The organism is Paenibacillus pasadenensis, from assembly GCF_002864175.1.
GTDB lineage: Bacteria > Bacillota > Bacilli > Paenibacillales > Paenibacillaceae > Paenibacillus_O > Paenibacillus_O pasadenensis.
In genome coordinates this window covers 3,348,090-3,362,235 of sequence record NZ_NFEZ01000004.1, presented here as the reverse complement: position 1 = coordinate 3,362,235, position 14,146 = coordinate 3,348,090, and the positions used below count along the sequence as shown (strand labels likewise).

The window sequence follows — 14,146 nt, the reverse complement described above, 5'->3', positions numbered from 1 at the left end:
ATGGAGTATGATCTCATCACGGTCCGGTACGGAGAGCTGACGCTCAAAGGGCGCAACCGCGGCCGGTTCGAGCAGCAGATGTTCCGCTATATCAAGCTCAGCCTGCAGCATCTGGAAGGGCTCGAATTCGAAAAGACCTATGCCCGCGCCTATATCAAGCTTAATGGAGTCGAGTATGAGCGCGTCGCCGAGGCGCTGCGCCGGGTGTTCGGCATCCATTCGTTCAGCCCGGTCAAGCGGGCGGCGAACGAGCTGGAGGCGATCCAGGAAGCCGCGCTTCAGCTGTGGAACGCGCTTCCGGCCAAGCCCGCGACGTTCAAGGTGACGGTGAAGCGAGGGTGGAAGGGATTCCCTTATGTCACCCATGAGCTCAACCATCTGATCGGCTCGCATATCCTGCGCGCGGCTCCCGAGCTCAAGGTGGACGTGCGGCGGCCGGAGATGGAGCTGCGCGTCGACATCCAGCCGGAGGGGGCCTACGTCTTCAACCGCATCGAGCCGGGAGCGGGAGGCTTCCCGTACGGCTCCAACGGCAAGGCGATGCTGCTGCTGTCCGGCGGCATCGACAGCCCGGTCGCGGCATGGTCGGCGATGCGCAAGGGGCTGGAGCTCGAGCTGGTCCACTTCCACAGCTATCCGTTCACGAGCGAGCAGGCGACGGACAAGGTGATCGAGCTCGCCCGCCAGCTGTCGCGCTTCGCCGGCAAGCCGCTCAAGCTGCATCTCGTGCCGTTCACCGATATTCAGACTCGCTTCACGCAGACGGGGCAGGATCATCTGATCATCACGCTCATGCGAAGGGCGATGCTGAACATCGCCGGCCGGCTGGCCGAGCGGGCCGGCGCGGGCGCGGTCGTATCGGGCGACAGCCTCGGCCAGGTGGCGAGCCAGACGCTCGGCAGCATGAACGTGATCGGCCGCAGCCTCGAGCTGCCGCTGCTGCGCCCGCTCATCATGATGGACAAGCAGGAAATCATCGACCGAGCGGTACAGATCGGCACGTACGAGACGTCGATCCTGCCCTTCGAGGACTGCTGCACGCTGTTCGTGCCCAAATCCCCGAGCACCAATCCGAACCTGCGCATCGTAGAGCGGATCGAGGACGGCATTACCGAGCTCGACGAGCTGATCGGACAGGCCGTCCAAGGCGTCGAGACGGTGCAGCTGGACCGGGGCAGGACGTTCCGCCGGCAGCCGGCCGTCGCCGAGGCGGAGGAGCGGGACTGGTTTTGACGGAGAAAGCCTGGAAACAGGCTTTTTTCTTTTGGCTGGACTGCCGCTGGCCGCTGCGGCATGCGGCGAGGGCGGCCGCGCCGGCAGGGCATCCAGGACGAGCCGCCTCGGAGCCGGCCGTCTGCTCCAGGACAGCTCGCTCGGCTGTACAAAGCGAAAAGCCGAACCGTCCGCAAGGGACGATTCGGCTTTTCGGATTCAATGGATTCAATGCGTTTCCCGCTCGCGATGGGCGGGCTGCTTGTTTTTGCGGATCGCTTTGGTGAGAATGCCGGCTCCGACGATGAGCGCGACGACGAGTCCGATGAAGAGCCACTCCGGAATGCCGCCGTTTCCGAACAGATGGGCGATCTTCTTTTCTCCCGTGATCATGTGGCCCGCGGTATAGCCCAGAATCGCCGCTCCGACGTAAAGGATCCACGAGAAGCGCTCGATCAGCCGGATGAACAGCGTGCTGCCCCAGACGACGATCGGGATGCTGATAATCAGCCCGGCGATGACGAGCCAGATGTTGCCGTGCGAGGCGCCGGCGACGGCCAGCACGTTGTCGATGCCCATGGCGGCGTCGGCGAGCACGATCGTGCCGATCGCCTGCCCGAGGGTGCTGCCGGCCTTGATGTTGTCGTGGCTGCTTTCTTCCTGCACGAGCAGCTTGTACGCGATCCAGACGAGCAGCAGTCCTCCGGCCAGATGCAGCCAAGGAATATCGAGCAGCTTCACGACCAGCACGGTGGCGACGATGCGGATGGCGATCGCTCCGAACGTTCCCCAGATGACGGCTTTTTTCTGTTGATGCTTAGGCAGGTTGCGGGCGGCAAGCGCGATGACGATCGCGTTGTCTCCGGCCAGCATAAGGTCGATGAAGACGATGGTCAACAGCGGACCTAACCATTCCATCCTTGCTCCTCCTTCGTGTTCGAACAATCCCCGACTCAAATACTTACCCGTATACGGATGAGCTGGACAATGGATTCGTTTTTTTTTGTAACATAAATGGACCTGCTTGTACATACCCCTGTAGGGAAGGGGGTCGTACGGCTTGGACCATCTATGGATCTTTCTGCAAATCATCGCGATCAACGTGCTGCTGAGCGGCGACAACGCCCTCGTCATCGCCATGGCGAGCCAGCATCTGCCTCCGGAGCAGCGCAAGCGGGCGATCGCCTGGGGCACGTTCGCCGCCATCGCCCTCCGCTGCGTGCTGACGCTTGCCGCCATCTCGCTGCTTCAGCTGCCCTATTTGCAGGCTTGCGGCTCCGCGCTCCTGCTCGTTATCGCCGTGCAGCTGCTGCGGGATGCGGAGCGTCCCGGCGAGGAGCGCCGCTCCAAGGGGGCCGGCGTCAAGCGAGCAGGCACGCTGGCCGGCGCGGTGGGCACGATTGTCGCCGCCGATTTTGTCATGAGCCTCGACAACGTGCTCGCCGTCGCCGCCGTGGCGGGCGGAGAGCCTGCGCTCATGCTGCTCGGCATCGCCCTTAGCATACCCATGATCCTGTGGGGAAGCCAGCTTCTCGGAGGCCTGCTGCTGCGCTTCCCGTCTCTTGTGTATGCCGGCGCCGGCCTGCTCGGCTATGCCGCCGGAGAGATGCTCGTCTCCGACGCGGCGCTGCAGCCTCTGCTCCGTCACGCTCCGCTGCTGCACGGGGCGCTGCCGGTGCTGATGGTGCCGGCCGTCATCGCGGCGGGCATCCTGCTGACCCGCTCCGCCCGCCGGAGCTGAAGGCTCCTCCGCCGTTCGCCAGCCTCGTTCCGGGCAGGCGAGCGGCGCTTTTTTTATTGGCATGCCCGGTTTCCCGCTGGCAATTTCACTCCGCTTCCTTTAGAATAAGAAAGATCTGACTGGTCGTACCTCTGCCTGCGCGCAGGCAGTCGTCAAGGGAAACGGGGGATAGGGTTGATCCGCAATCAATATTCCGCCGGAATCGTCATCTTGCTTGCAGGGATCGCCATCCTGCTGGGCCGCATGGGCGTCTTCAGCTTCATCGGCTCCGTATTTTGGCCGCTGTTCATCCTCGTGCCGGGCATATTGCTGCATGTGCTCTATTTCGGCCGGCTCCTCCCTGCGGCAGCGCTTGTTCCAGGCGGCATTTTGTCCGTATATGCACTGGTTTTCCTGTTCTGCAACTGGTTCGGATGGGGCTACATGAACTATTTGTGGCCGTTTTTCATCCTCGGCCTCGCGGTCGGACTGTACGAGTACTACACCTTCGATTCGTCCCATCCGAGAAGCGCCTTTACGATTGCCGCCGCGCTGGCGGGAGTCTGGGCGCTCTGCATGATCTTCGTGCTGCTCTGGAGCTGGGGCATCTATCTGATCGCGTTCGCGCTCGTCGCGCTCGGCGGCTGGATGATGGTGAGCAAGAAGGCCCGCTGGTAGCGGGCCGGCGCCTGTCGTAGATTTTAGCTTGATCCTATACAGATGGAGTGGATAAGAAGTTATGCAAGCAAGAGAGAACATTCGCAATATCGCCATCATCGCGCACGTCGACCATGGCAAGACGACGCTTGTCGACAAGCTGCTGCAGCAGTCCGGCACGTTCCGGGACAACGAGGTCGTGCACGAGCGGGCGATGGACTCCAATGACCTGGAGCGGGAGCGCGGCATTACCATCCTGGCCAAAAACACCGCGATCAACTACAAGAACTACCTGATCAACATCGTGGATACGCCCGGCCACGCCGACTTCGGCGGCGAAGTCGAGCGCATCATGAAGATGGTCGACGGCGTCCTGCTCGTCGTGGACGCCTTCGAGGGCTGCATGCCGCAGACGAAGTTCGTCCTGCGCAAGGCGCTGGAGCACAATCTGACGCCGATCGTCGTCCTCAACAAGATCGACCGCCCGAACGCGAATCCGGAAGGCGTCGTCGACGAGGTGCTCGACCTGTTCATCGAGCTCGGCGCGAACGACCAGCAGCTGGAATTCCCGGTCGTGTACGCATCGGCGCTGATGGGCACGTCCAGCCGCAACGTGGAGAAGCAGGACGAGAACATGGAAGCCCTCTACGAGACGATCATCGAGCGCATCCCGCATCCGACCGAGAACGTCGAGGAGCCGCTGCAGTTCCTGGTGACGCTGCTCGACTACAATGAATACATGGGCCGCATCGCGATCGGCCGCGTCAACCGCGGCGTTATCCGCCAAGGCCAGCCGGTCGCCGTCATGACGCGCGAAGGCGCGATCAAGCAGGCCCGCATCGAGAAGCTGTTCGGCTTCCAGGGGCTCAAGCGGATCGAGATCGAAGAAGCGGCGGCAGGCGACATCGTCGCCATCGCCGGCATCAAGGAGATCAACATCGGCGAGACGATCGCCGATCCGGCCAAGCCGGAGGCGCTGCCGGTGCTCGAAATCGACGAGCCGACGCTGCAGATGACGTTCCTCGTCAACAACAGCCCGTTCGCCGGCCGCGAAGGCAAGTGGGTCACCTCCCGCAAGCTGCGCGAGCGCCTGTACAAGGAGCTGGAGACGGACGTCGCCCTGCGCGTGCAGGACACCGACAGCCCTGACGTGTTCATCGTATCCGGCCGCGGCGAGCTTCACCTCGGCATCCTGATCGAGAACATGCGCCGCGAAGGCTACGAGCTGCAAGTATCGATGCCGGAAGTCATCGTCAAGGAGATCGACGGCCAGAAGATGGAGCCGTACGAGCGCCTGCTGATCGACGTGCCGGAGGAGAGCATGGGCGCGGTCATGGAGAGCCTCGGCACGCGCAAGGCCGAGATGGTCAACATGATCAACAACGGCAACGGCCAGGTCCGCCTGGAATTCATCATTCCGGCGCGCGGCCTGATCGGCTACCGCACGCAGTTCCTGACGCTGACGCGCGGCTACGGCATCATGAACCATGCGTTCGACAGCTACGGCCCGACCGTCGGCGGCAACGTCGGCGGACGCCATCAGGGCGTGCTTGTCGCGACCGAGAACGGCGTCTCGACGTTCTACGGCATGATGGGCGTCGAGGATCGCGGCATCCTGTTCCTCGAGCCGGGCACGGAGATCTACGAGGGCATGATCGTCGGCGAGCATAACCGCGACCAGGACATCGTCGTCAACATCTGCAAGGAGAAGCAGCTGACCAACATCCGGTCGGCCTCCAAGGATGAGACGGTACGCCTCAAGACGCCTCGCACGTACTCGCTGGAGGCGGCGCTGGAGTACCTCAACGACGACGAATACTGCGAGATCACGCCGAAATCGATCCGCATGCGCAAGAAGCTGCTCAACAAGAGCGAGCGCGAGCGGGCGGAGAAGCAGCGCAAGACGTCCCAGGCCGGAGTCTGATTCCAGCCGAACCCATGAAGCGAGCAAGCGGCGGTTTGGCGCCGGCGAACAGCCGGACAGCCAAATGCGCCGCTTGCTCGTTGTATCCATATCGGACCGCTTGTACAACCAACCGGAGGAGTGAACTCGGATGCAGGACTGGCTCAGCGACCATCCGCTTGTATCGTATATTCTGATTCTGGCCAGCGTCATCTATATTTTCAACAAAGTATTCCGTCCTCAGCAGCGGCTGCCGTTGCTGAAGGAGGTTCTGGTCTATCTGATGATGGCGATCGGCTCGACCGTGCTGCTCGTATTCCAGATCGATAAGCTGCCGATCATCCAATGCATGGCCGTCGCCGTCGCGATGATGCTGATGCTGCGCATCCGCCAGTTCAACGACCGGCGGACGGCGAAGCGCGAGCAGCGCCAAAGCGACGCCGGCCAGAGCTGATCCGCCTCTCCTGGCGTCCGGGAGGAAGCGTCCGAAATCAGGCTTGCGAACAAGGAGACAGCTATGAACAGGGGAAATGAATACCCGGCCCGCGGGCAGGGGAAATCCGGCGCTCCCGCCGGAAGCCGGAAGGGACGGCCCGGCAGACGCAAGCCGAAGCGGGTGTATTGGCTGCGCAGGCTGATGACGCTGCTGGCGCTCGTCCTGCTCGCGGGGGCGGGCTTCGCGGCTTATCTGCTCTACGACGCCAACAAGGCGCTCGGCCAGATCAGCAGCGGCGCCCCGGCCGTGCCTTCGGCCGGATCGGTGCGCACGCAGCCGACCGCGATGCTGCTGATGGGGCTCGATACCCGCGGAGAGAACGGCCTGCTCAATACCGACGTGCTGATGGCCGCAGCGTTCAATCCGCGCACCAAAAGCGCCGTCGTCGTGTCGATTCCGCGCGACGCTCGCGTGCCGGTCCAAGGCTACAAGCAGCGCAAGGTGAACAGCTATTATGCGGCGTTCATCGCCAACGCCAGATCTAAGAACAAGGACCTCAGCCGGGAAGAGGCAGAGCGTCAAGGCAAGCTCGGCATGAAGGATGCGATCGGCAGCTACCTCGACATCCCGATCGACTACGCCGCGACGATCAATTTTCAAGGCTTCGCGGATGTCGTGGACGCGCTCGGCGGCGTCGAGGTGGACGTCGACATGGACATGGATTACGACGACCACGCGGGACAGCCGGGAGGCACGAGCATCCACTTGAAGAAAGGCGCGCAGAAGCTCTACGGCGAGGACGCGCTGGGCTTCGTCCGTTACCGCAAGTCCAACGACGGCACGAACATGAGCAGCGACTTTGAGCGCAATCAGCGCCAGGAGCAGGTGATCGGGGCGATGACGTCCAGGCTGAAGTCGGTTCCCGGCATCCTGAGGCTCGGCAAAGTATTCGGCGCTGTCGGCGACAACATGAGGACCGACATGCCGGAGTCGGAGATTCGGGCGATGCTCATGGCCTACTTCGGCATCGGCGGCGGCGACATCGAGTTCATCGCGCTGACGGGCGACTGGCGGAGCCCCTACGTCTACGTCGACGACGCCTCGCTGGCCAAAGCCAAAAAAGCGCTGCAGGCCAAACTGGGCGAATGACGGTAGTGGGTGCGGCATACGTATGTTATACTACAGCTAAGATGCTCATCATGAAAATCTGACTCGCGGGAGGTAGGCCGATGAGAGAGCGCGCTAGGGCTTGCTCTAAGATTCGCCTGGACGCGCCGTCGCATCCGGCTGCAGCGGCGCCGTTTCGCGCCGACAGCCCGTCCGCTTCGGCGGCGCGGCGCTCGCTCGTCTTCTCCGCGGCGACATGAAAAAGAAGCCTGGCGACCTCAACGGGTCGCCAGGCTTCTTGCGCGCTCGGGGGCTTGTCCCCCGCGCCCGGCATTCGCCTCCGGGCTAAGGCCGGGCGGGAGAAGCAGCGGGCTCCTTGACGTTCGATTCCGGCAGCGGCATGACCTCGCTCGGCAGCTGCGGCATGACGCGACCGATCAGATCGGCCATCTCCTCGGCGAAGCCCTGGATCGGCCGGCCGGCGCGGATGTCCTCTCCGAGCTCGGCAAGCCTGCGGCTCACGTCCATGTCGGCCGTGACGACGGCATTCACGCCGAGCGGATCCTCGCGGAGCGCCTGCGCGACGGCATACTTGATCGTTCCGACCTTGGAGCGCTCGACGCTGCCGCCGACGTCGATGCCGACGACAGCCGTGGTTCCGGCTACGACGGCATGCGCCTTCTCGACGCCTTCCACCCGGGCCGCCAGTTCCTCAAGCCGCTTGGCGGCTTGCGCGGAATCGAGCTTCTTGCCGTCGTCGGCATGGGTCTGCTGGGAGCGCATCGCCGCATCGCCGGCAGGCGGGGGAGCGGCATCGCGGCGTGCGGACGTCCCGCAGCCGGCAGTCGCCAAGCAAAGCACAGCAGCAGCTGAAAGCAGCCATTTTCTCATTGCGGGACACCAGACCTTTCCTCGTACTTTGGACTCTGCAACCGACCCTAGTTTGTCCCTGTTCCGGAAGGATTATGCTTCCCGCCTTCCGGAACCATCCGGCGCCAGGAGGGGTTCTTCATGACTAAAATCTTCGTATTGGATACGAATGTGCTGCTTCATGATCCGCAGGCGATCTTCTCGTTCGACGACAACGAGGTCATCATCCCGGCCGTCGTGCTCGAAGAGATCGACTCCAAGAAGAGGCTGGCCGACGAGCTGGGCCGCAACGCCCGGCATGTCTCGAGGCTGCTCGACGGCTTGAGGGAGAACGGGCGCCTCCATGAAGGAATCGCGACCCCGCGCGGCGGCGTGCTGCGCGTCGAGCTCAACCATCGGAGCTTCGTCCGCGTCCAGGAAATGTTCGGGGAGATGTCGAACGACAACCGCATTCTCGCGGTCGCCCTGAATTACGATATGGAAGAGGAAGAAAAGGGCTCGGAGCGGGACGTCGTGCTCGTGAGCAAGGACGTGCTGGTGCGCATCAAAGCCGACGTGCTGGGGCTGCAGGCGGAGGACTATATGTCCGATCGCGTCGCGGAGCCTTCCGACGTCTATACCGGCACGGCGACGCTGTTCGTCCATCCATCGGTCATCGACGAGTTCTACTCCTATCGCTTCCTCAGCGTCAAGAGCCTGCAGCTGAGCTCAAGGCTCCATCCGAACGAGTTCATCATCCTGCGCGACGAGCTGGGCACGTCCAAGAGCGCGCTGCTCAAGGTGAGCCAGGACGGAGCAAGGCTGGAGCCGCTCTATATGAGCAACGATCCCGTCTGGGGCATCACGGCGCGCAATGCCCAGCAGCGGATGGCGCTCGAGCTGCTGCTGAACGACGACATCCCGCTCGTCACCCTCACCGGCAAGGCCGGCACCGGCAAGACGCTGCTCGCGCTGGCCGCCGGGCTGCTTAAGATCGAAGACGAGCATAAATACAAGAAGCTGCTCATCGCCCGCCCCGTCGTGCCGATGGGCAAGGATATCGGCTATCTGCCCGGCGAGAAGGACGAGAAGCTGCGTCCGTGGATGCAGCCGATCTACGACAACCTGGAATTCCTGTTCGATACCAAAAAGTCCGGCGACATCGACAAGATTCTGATGGGGCTCGGCAGCATCCAGGTCGAAGCGCTCACCTACATCCGCGGGCGCTCGATTCCGGGCCAGTTCATCATCATCGACGAAGCGCAGAACCTAAGCCGGCATGAGGTCAAGACGATCGTCTCGCGCGTCGGCGAAGGCAGCAAGATCGTGCTCATGGGCGATCCCGAGCAGATCGACCATCCTTACCTCGACTCGATGAGCAACGGCCTGTCCTACATCGTGGAGAGCTTCAAGAAGGAAGGGCTGAGCGGGCATATCAACCTGGAGAAGGGCGAGCGCTCCAAGCTGGCCCAGCTGGCGGCGGACCTGCTCTAAGGACGGCGACAGGATAGGCCGAAGGCTTCAGATTGCTGAAGCTTTCGGCCTGTTTTTTTGCGAAGGCAAGGAAGACAAGTCCCGATTCTTTTGATAGGATAGAAGAATAGAGAAGAGAAGGGGAGACCGAGGAGGACTGGACCCTGGAACGCAAAAAGTGGATGATTCTACCCGGCGCCGTCGTCGTATGCGCGCTGCTGCTGCTCGTCCAGGAAGGACCTTCCCCCGTCTCGCTGCTGCCGCAGCCCGCGGATCAGCCGTCGGGAGGCGCCGAGCGCCCGCAGGACGGCAGCGACGACAGCCGGGAGGCAAGGCTCCGTGTAAGCGTTTCCCTGGAACCGGAGGCGCTTGAAGCCCTCGAGCGGATCACCGAGGAATGGGAAAACCGCCATCCCTATTGGCAGGCCGAGCTCGTGCCGGCGGACGCCGAGGCCGATCGGGGAACGGACGTCGACGGGCAGCGGGCCGACATCGCGCTTCTATCGAGCCGCGACGTCTTGCGCTGGGCTTCGGCGGGCAAGCTGCTGCCGGCGGACGGACTCGTCCCGCAGGACAGCGGCTCGGGTTCCGTCTCCGAGGCAAGCCCGATCGTCCAGGAGCTTCGCTGGCGGGGCTATGCGTGGGGGACGCCGGCTTATGCGGATCCTCCCGTGCTGATCTGGAGCCGCGAAGCGCTGCAGGCTGCCGGCTGGAGCAAGCCGCCCGAAACCTGGGCGGAGCTGGAGCGGCTGCGGGCGCAGGCGCCGGAGAGGGCGGCGGCGGCGATCCCCGCCGCGGACGGCATCCAGGCGCTGTCCTGGCTGGCGCGCTGGCATGGCGGCGGCGCGACGCTTGATCCCGCGCTGCTGGAGGCGTCCGTGCTGCCGCGGACGGCTCCCTTGCAAGCGGCGGATCTGGCGGCTGCCGGGAGCGCGGACGCTGCCGTCGAGCTGGCGCGCCGGGGCGGCAGCTATGCGGCCGTCGTGCCGCTGTCCTATTATCGCAGCCATGGTTTGCACGTCGAATTCATCGCCGATGCGAGCCTCGCCGCCGCCGCCGCTCCGTCCGCTCTGGGCGGGTACGGTTACGTGATCTCTTCCGACACGGAATTCCCGGCTGCCGCCGGCTCCTGGATCGCTGCCGCGGCGGGCCGGAGCGCTCAAGAGCGGCTGCGGGAGGAGGCCGGGCTGCTGCCGGCCGATCCGAGCTTGTACGCGGGCGCCGGCGCGGCGGCGGAGACGCCGCTCTCCGTCTGGAAGCAGGCGCTCTTCCCGCAAGGAAGCGCGGGCGCAGGGCCGGAGAGCGGCCGCCTGCTGCCGTTCGGGCCGCTCTGGTCGGCTTACGGGACATCTGCCGGCGCGATGAGCCCGCAGCAGCTGGCGAACGCCTGGAGGCAGTCGCTGGAAGCGTCGTGAGCCTGCCTGCCGAAGCGGCAGGCAGGCTGCGGCTAGACCGTCGCGGCACAGGCATGCCCATCTCAATAAAAAGGCCGTTTCCGGCGTCGCAGACGCTTGCGGAAACGGCCTTTTTGGCGTTGTTTTGAGCTATAGGGAAAACTTGAAGCGAAGGAGCAGCTCATGCTCTTGAATCTGAACGGAATCGACGCGCACGAACGAGATGAACTTGCTTGGATAAAAGCCGAGATTGAACGACTGCTCCAGCTCGTCGATCGTCGACTGCGGCAGGTCCAGGCCATTGAAGCGCAGTCCGTCAATGCGGAAGCGGATGCCGTTTTTCGGCTCCTCGACAAGCTCGTAGCGGCCGATCGCCTCCAGCTCGAGCTGTCCCTCGCTGCCGCTGGCGACGACCCTTCCGTCCTCGAAGGCGAAGCGGAACGAGGCGAGCGCCGGGTCCTGCTCCTGCAGGAAACGGTTCAGCGTTTCGTCGGGCAGCGTCAGCGTATAGCCTCCGGCGTCGAGCTTCAAATGCTCCGGATGCTCCTTCAGCCAGTCGGGCAGCCGGTTCATCGCCTTCGCGAGCGCCTTGAAATAGGAGCGCAGCTTTTCCCGCCCCTCGGACTCCCACAGCTGCTGGACCGAGCCGACCCGGCTGCGCGTCGCCTCCGGATCGTCGCTCGCCGCGATTTCCCGCTCCAGCTGCTGCCGCAGGCCGTCCATCTGGCTCCGCCGCTCCGTCAGCTGCCGCTCCAGCGCCGCCAGCTCGCTCCGTTCCCGGCTCAGCCGGGCGAGATCCGCGCGCAGCCGCTCGGAGCGCTCGCGGTAGTCGGCGATTTTGACGCGGTCGCCGCTCACGACCAGCTCGATCAGATCGAGCGTACGCAGCAGGTCGCCCAGGCTGCGCACATGCAGCAGCGCTCCGAGCAGCTTTTCCTGCTTGCCCATATAGTAGCTTGCCAGCGACTCGCCCGCCTGCCGCTTCCGCTCCTGGAGCTGTGCTTCCTGCCGCTGAAGCTGTCCCGACGAGTCGTCGATCCGCTGCTGGAGCTGAAGCCGGTTCGTCTGGATGCGGCCTAGCTCCTGATCGATCTCGACGATGCGCAGGCTCATCTCGAGCAGCTGCCGCTGGGCGTCGGCGCTGCCGCCGCCGGAGGAAGCGGCCGGGGCGGAGGCAAGCGCATGCGCCGGCAGCTGCGCGAGCGCGATCAGCAAGACGAGCAGGCTCGCCAGACGGGCAGGGAATGATTTCGGCATCGGTGTCAGAAGGCCCTCCCCTCTTGTCCGGTTGTCTTCTACCCTATGCCCCGGCAGCTCCCGGAATGCAAACAACCGCCGGGCGCAAGGCCCGGCGGTCGGTCGCTTGAAGCATGTCGGATCAGAACGGAAGGTCCATCTTGAAGATGGTCCAGTAGCTGAAGCCCAGGAAGGTCAAGATCATGTAAGCCCAGAACATCAGTATGTACGTACGCTCCGTAAAGTTCAGGTAGCCCAGGAAGAAGAAGGCGATAGCCTGGAAGAAAAACAGAAGCGAAAACTCGGTCATATGTCCTGCAAATGCCATGAGGGCGATCACCAGACACCAGAAGCCGAGTACGCGAAACATGCGCGCCATGAGACGAATCCCCCTCTCGTTACGACCAGATAATATGCTAAAGAACATTATAGCGTTTTGGTCAAATACTGTAAACCGCTTTCCCGGACAACCCGGACTGAAAATCGCCATTCCGTTCTTCGCCCTTATCCTTGCCCCGGAAGGAGGATCTTATGTATGAGGCGCACCTTTATTGGATATACATTTTAGTATCAATAGATTCTATGAACTCCTGGGAGGGCATAGAGTGGAAGAAAGCGCGTTATCGCGAGGAGGTTGTAGCGAGAATGACAGCAGTCAGGCAAGATGCATGGAGCCCGGAGGACGACTTGATCCTCGCCGAGGTGACGCTGAGACATATTCGGGAAGGGGGAACCCAGCTCGGAGCCTTCGAGGAGGTCGGAGAGCGGATATCCCGCACCCCCGCGGCATGCGGCTTCCGCTGGAACAGCTGCGTGCGCAAGCGGTACGAGGAGGCGATCCAGCTCGCCAAGCAGCAGCGGCAGAAACGGAATTATTTGAAGAAGCAGACGGCGGTCGCCTCGCATGTCTCGGCCGTGGCGGAGCAGGACGTCCGCTCGAGCCGCTCGGAGGAATCCGGGTTCGGCGAAGAGACGGTCGCCATCGAGGCCGTCATCCGGTACCTGAAGCAGTGGAAAGCGACCTACAGCGACCTGCAGCGGCAGATCAGCCGGCTCGAGAAGGAGCTCAAGCTTCGGGACGACGAGCTCTCCGGGTTGAGGGAGCTGAACGACAAGCTGTCGACCGACGCGAACCACGCGCAGCTCGACTACCAGTCGGTGAACGACGATTACAAGATGCTGATCCAGATCATGGACCGGGCGCGTCGGATGACGGTCTTGAACGAAGAAGAGGAGACTCGTCCCCGGTTCAAGATGGATGCGAGCGGAAACTTGGAGCGGATCGAATGAGCGCGGGGCGGCAGTCGACTTCGGAAGAAGGCGGCTGCCGCTTTTTTGCGCCTTGTTTGAGCATTGCCGGCGGGGAGCAGGCTGCTGCGCTGCGCGAGCCTAGCCAAGCTGTCAAGAGGACGAACAAGGCGCTGCGCGAGCCTAGCCGCGAGCCGAGTCTTATGGGACGAATAGGCCGCTGCGCGAGCCGAGCCTTTCTCCGATTCCACTGGAAGCCGGATGCCCTGATTTTCTGACCTCCTATGCGGAGGCCATCCGTCTTCCAAGAGGACCGCTGCCGCTTCTCCGAAAGGCATCGTCTCGCTTCGCTCCCTTCGTCCCGGCGCCCGCCTCCCCCCCTTTTTTTGGGGGGAGGGGAGCGTCTCCCGCATACCCGGGAGACGGCAATGCTCATTCGCGCTCATCGCCTGACCACGCTATGAAGTAAAGCCAACAAGTCGAAAAATCGAGTTAGTTGGAAGGCGCTAGCGTCGCAACGCTCGGAGTTGCGCGGAAAAACCGAGTAACTTGGGTACGCAGAAGGGGGAACGGGCGGAGTTGCGCGGAAAAACCGAGTAACTCGGGTACGCAGAAGGGGGAGCGGGCAGAGTTGCGCGGAGAAACCGAGTAACTCAGGTACGCAGAAGGGGGAGCGGGCGGAGTTGCGCGGATAAACCGAGTAACTCAGGTACGCAGAAGGGGGAGCGGGCAGAGTTGCGCGGAAAAACCGAGTAACTCAGGTACGCAGAAGGAGAAACGGGCAGAGTTGCGCGGAAAAACCGAGTAACTCGGGTACGCAGAAGGGGGAACGGGCGGAGTTGCGCGGAGAAACCGAGTAACCCAGATACGCAGAAGGGGGAGCGGGCAGAGTTGCGCGGAAAAACCGAGTA

14 protein-coding genes are annotated in these 14,146 nt (G+C 63.2%); 10 read left to right on the top strand and 4 right to left on the bottom strand.

The annotated features are described in order from the left end of the window. Nucleotides 1-1,233: a tRNA uracil 4-sulfurtransferase ThiI gene (thiI, locus tag B8V81_RS25445; RefSeq protein WP_180968520.1), complete on the top strand. Its 1,233-nt coding sequence runs from the start codon at nt 1-3 to the stop codon at nt 1,231-1,233. Nucleotides 1,234-1,440: 207 nt separating this feature from the next. On the opposite strand, the gene B8V81_RS24155 is transcribed toward thiI, so the two are convergent. Then, nucleotides 1,441-2,130, bottom strand: coding sequence for a TerC family protein (locus tag B8V81_RS24155; protein WP_101809365.1), 690 nt, complete (start codon nt 2,128-2,130; stop codon nt 1,441-1,443). A 142-nt stretch (nt 2,131-2,272) separates the two neighbouring features. Between B8V81_RS24155 and B8V81_RS24150 the strand changes: the two genes are divergently transcribed. The 6 genes from B8V81_RS24150 to B8V81_RS25440 all read left to right on the top strand — a co-directional run bounded on the left by B8V81_RS24150 (nt 2,273) and on the right by B8V81_RS25440 (nt 7,295). Next, nucleotides 2,273-2,953 (top strand): TerC family protein, encoded by a 681-nt coding sequence (locus B8V81_RS24150; protein ID WP_028597038.1) that lies wholly within the window; start codon nt 2,273-2,275, stop codon nt 2,951-2,953. Between the two features lie 174 nt (nt 2,954-3,127). Further along, nucleotides 3,128-3,610, top strand: a complete 483-nt coding sequence (locus B8V81_RS24145) for a hypothetical protein (protein WP_028597037.1) — start codon at nt 3,128-3,130, stop codon at nt 3,608-3,610. Between the two features lie 61 nt (nt 3,611-3,671). Further along, the gene (gene typA, locus B8V81_RS24140; protein ID WP_028597036.1) at nt 3,672-5,513 is read left to right on the top strand and encodes a translational GTPase TypA; all 1,842 of its coding nucleotides are present in this window, start codon (nt 3,672-3,674) and stop codon (nt 5,511-5,513) included. Between the two features lie 130 nt (nt 5,514-5,643). After that, nucleotides 5,644-5,946, top strand: a complete 303-nt coding sequence (locus B8V81_RS24135) for a YlaH-like family protein (protein WP_028597035.1) — start codon at nt 5,644-5,646, stop codon at nt 5,944-5,946. A gap of 63 nt (nt 5,947-6,009) precedes the next feature. Then, nucleotides 6,010-7,077, top strand: a complete 1,068-nt coding sequence (locus tag B8V81_RS24130; protein WP_228551563.1) for an LCP family protein — start codon at nt 6,010-6,012, stop codon at nt 7,075-7,077. 80 nt (nt 7,078-7,157) lie between these two features. Beyond that, complete coding sequence (locus tag B8V81_RS25440; protein WP_153783833.1) at nt 7,158-7,295, top strand: hypothetical protein; 138 nt, start codon at nt 7,158-7,160, stop codon at nt 7,293-7,295. Nucleotides 7,296-7,380: 85 nt separating this feature from the next. On the opposite strand, the gene B8V81_RS24120 is transcribed toward B8V81_RS25440, so the two are convergent. After that, the gene (locus B8V81_RS24120) at nt 7,381-7,926 is read right to left on the bottom strand and encodes a YhcN/YlaJ family sporulation lipoprotein (protein WP_101809363.1); all 546 of its coding nucleotides are present in this window, start codon (nt 7,924-7,926) and stop codon (nt 7,381-7,383) included. Nucleotides 7,927-8,046: 120 nt separating this feature from the next. On the opposite strand from B8V81_RS24120, the gene B8V81_RS24115 reads away from it, so the two are divergent. Together B8V81_RS24115 and B8V81_RS24110 are read left to right on the top strand one after the other, a co-directional pair. Then, nucleotides 8,047-9,378: a PhoH family protein gene (locus B8V81_RS24115; protein WP_101809362.1), complete on the top strand. Its 1,332-nt coding sequence runs from the start codon at nt 8,047-8,049 to the stop codon at nt 9,376-9,378. A 161-nt stretch (nt 9,379-9,539) separates the two neighbouring features. Then, a complete protein-coding gene (locus B8V81_RS24110) occupies nt 9,540-10,772 on the top strand; it encodes an extracellular solute-binding protein (RefSeq protein ID WP_101809361.1) in 1,233 nt (410 codons plus the stop codon). 129 nt (nt 10,773-10,901) lie between these two features. On the opposite strand, the gene B8V81_RS24105 is transcribed toward B8V81_RS24110, so the two are convergent. Together B8V81_RS24105 and B8V81_RS24100 are read right to left on the bottom strand one after the other, a co-directional pair. After that, complete coding sequence (locus B8V81_RS24105; RefSeq protein ID WP_101809360.1) at nt 10,902-12,008, bottom strand: hypothetical protein; 1,107 nt, start codon at nt 12,006-12,008, stop codon at nt 10,902-10,904. 121 nt (nt 12,009-12,129) lie between these two features. Continuing rightward, entirely contained in the window at nt 12,130-12,366 is a 237-nt protein-coding gene (locus tag B8V81_RS24100) for a DUF2626 family protein (RefSeq protein WP_028597029.1), read from the bottom strand. A 266-nt stretch (nt 12,367-12,632) separates the two neighbouring features. Here B8V81_RS24100 and B8V81_RS24095 point away from each other — a divergent pair, with 266 nt between their 5' ends. Further along, nucleotides 12,633-13,277 (top strand): RsfA family transcriptional regulator, encoded by a 645-nt coding sequence (locus B8V81_RS24095; RefSeq protein WP_028597028.1) that lies wholly within the window; start codon nt 12,633-12,635, stop codon nt 13,275-13,277. The last annotated feature ends 869 nt before the right edge of the window (nt 13,278-14,146 follow it).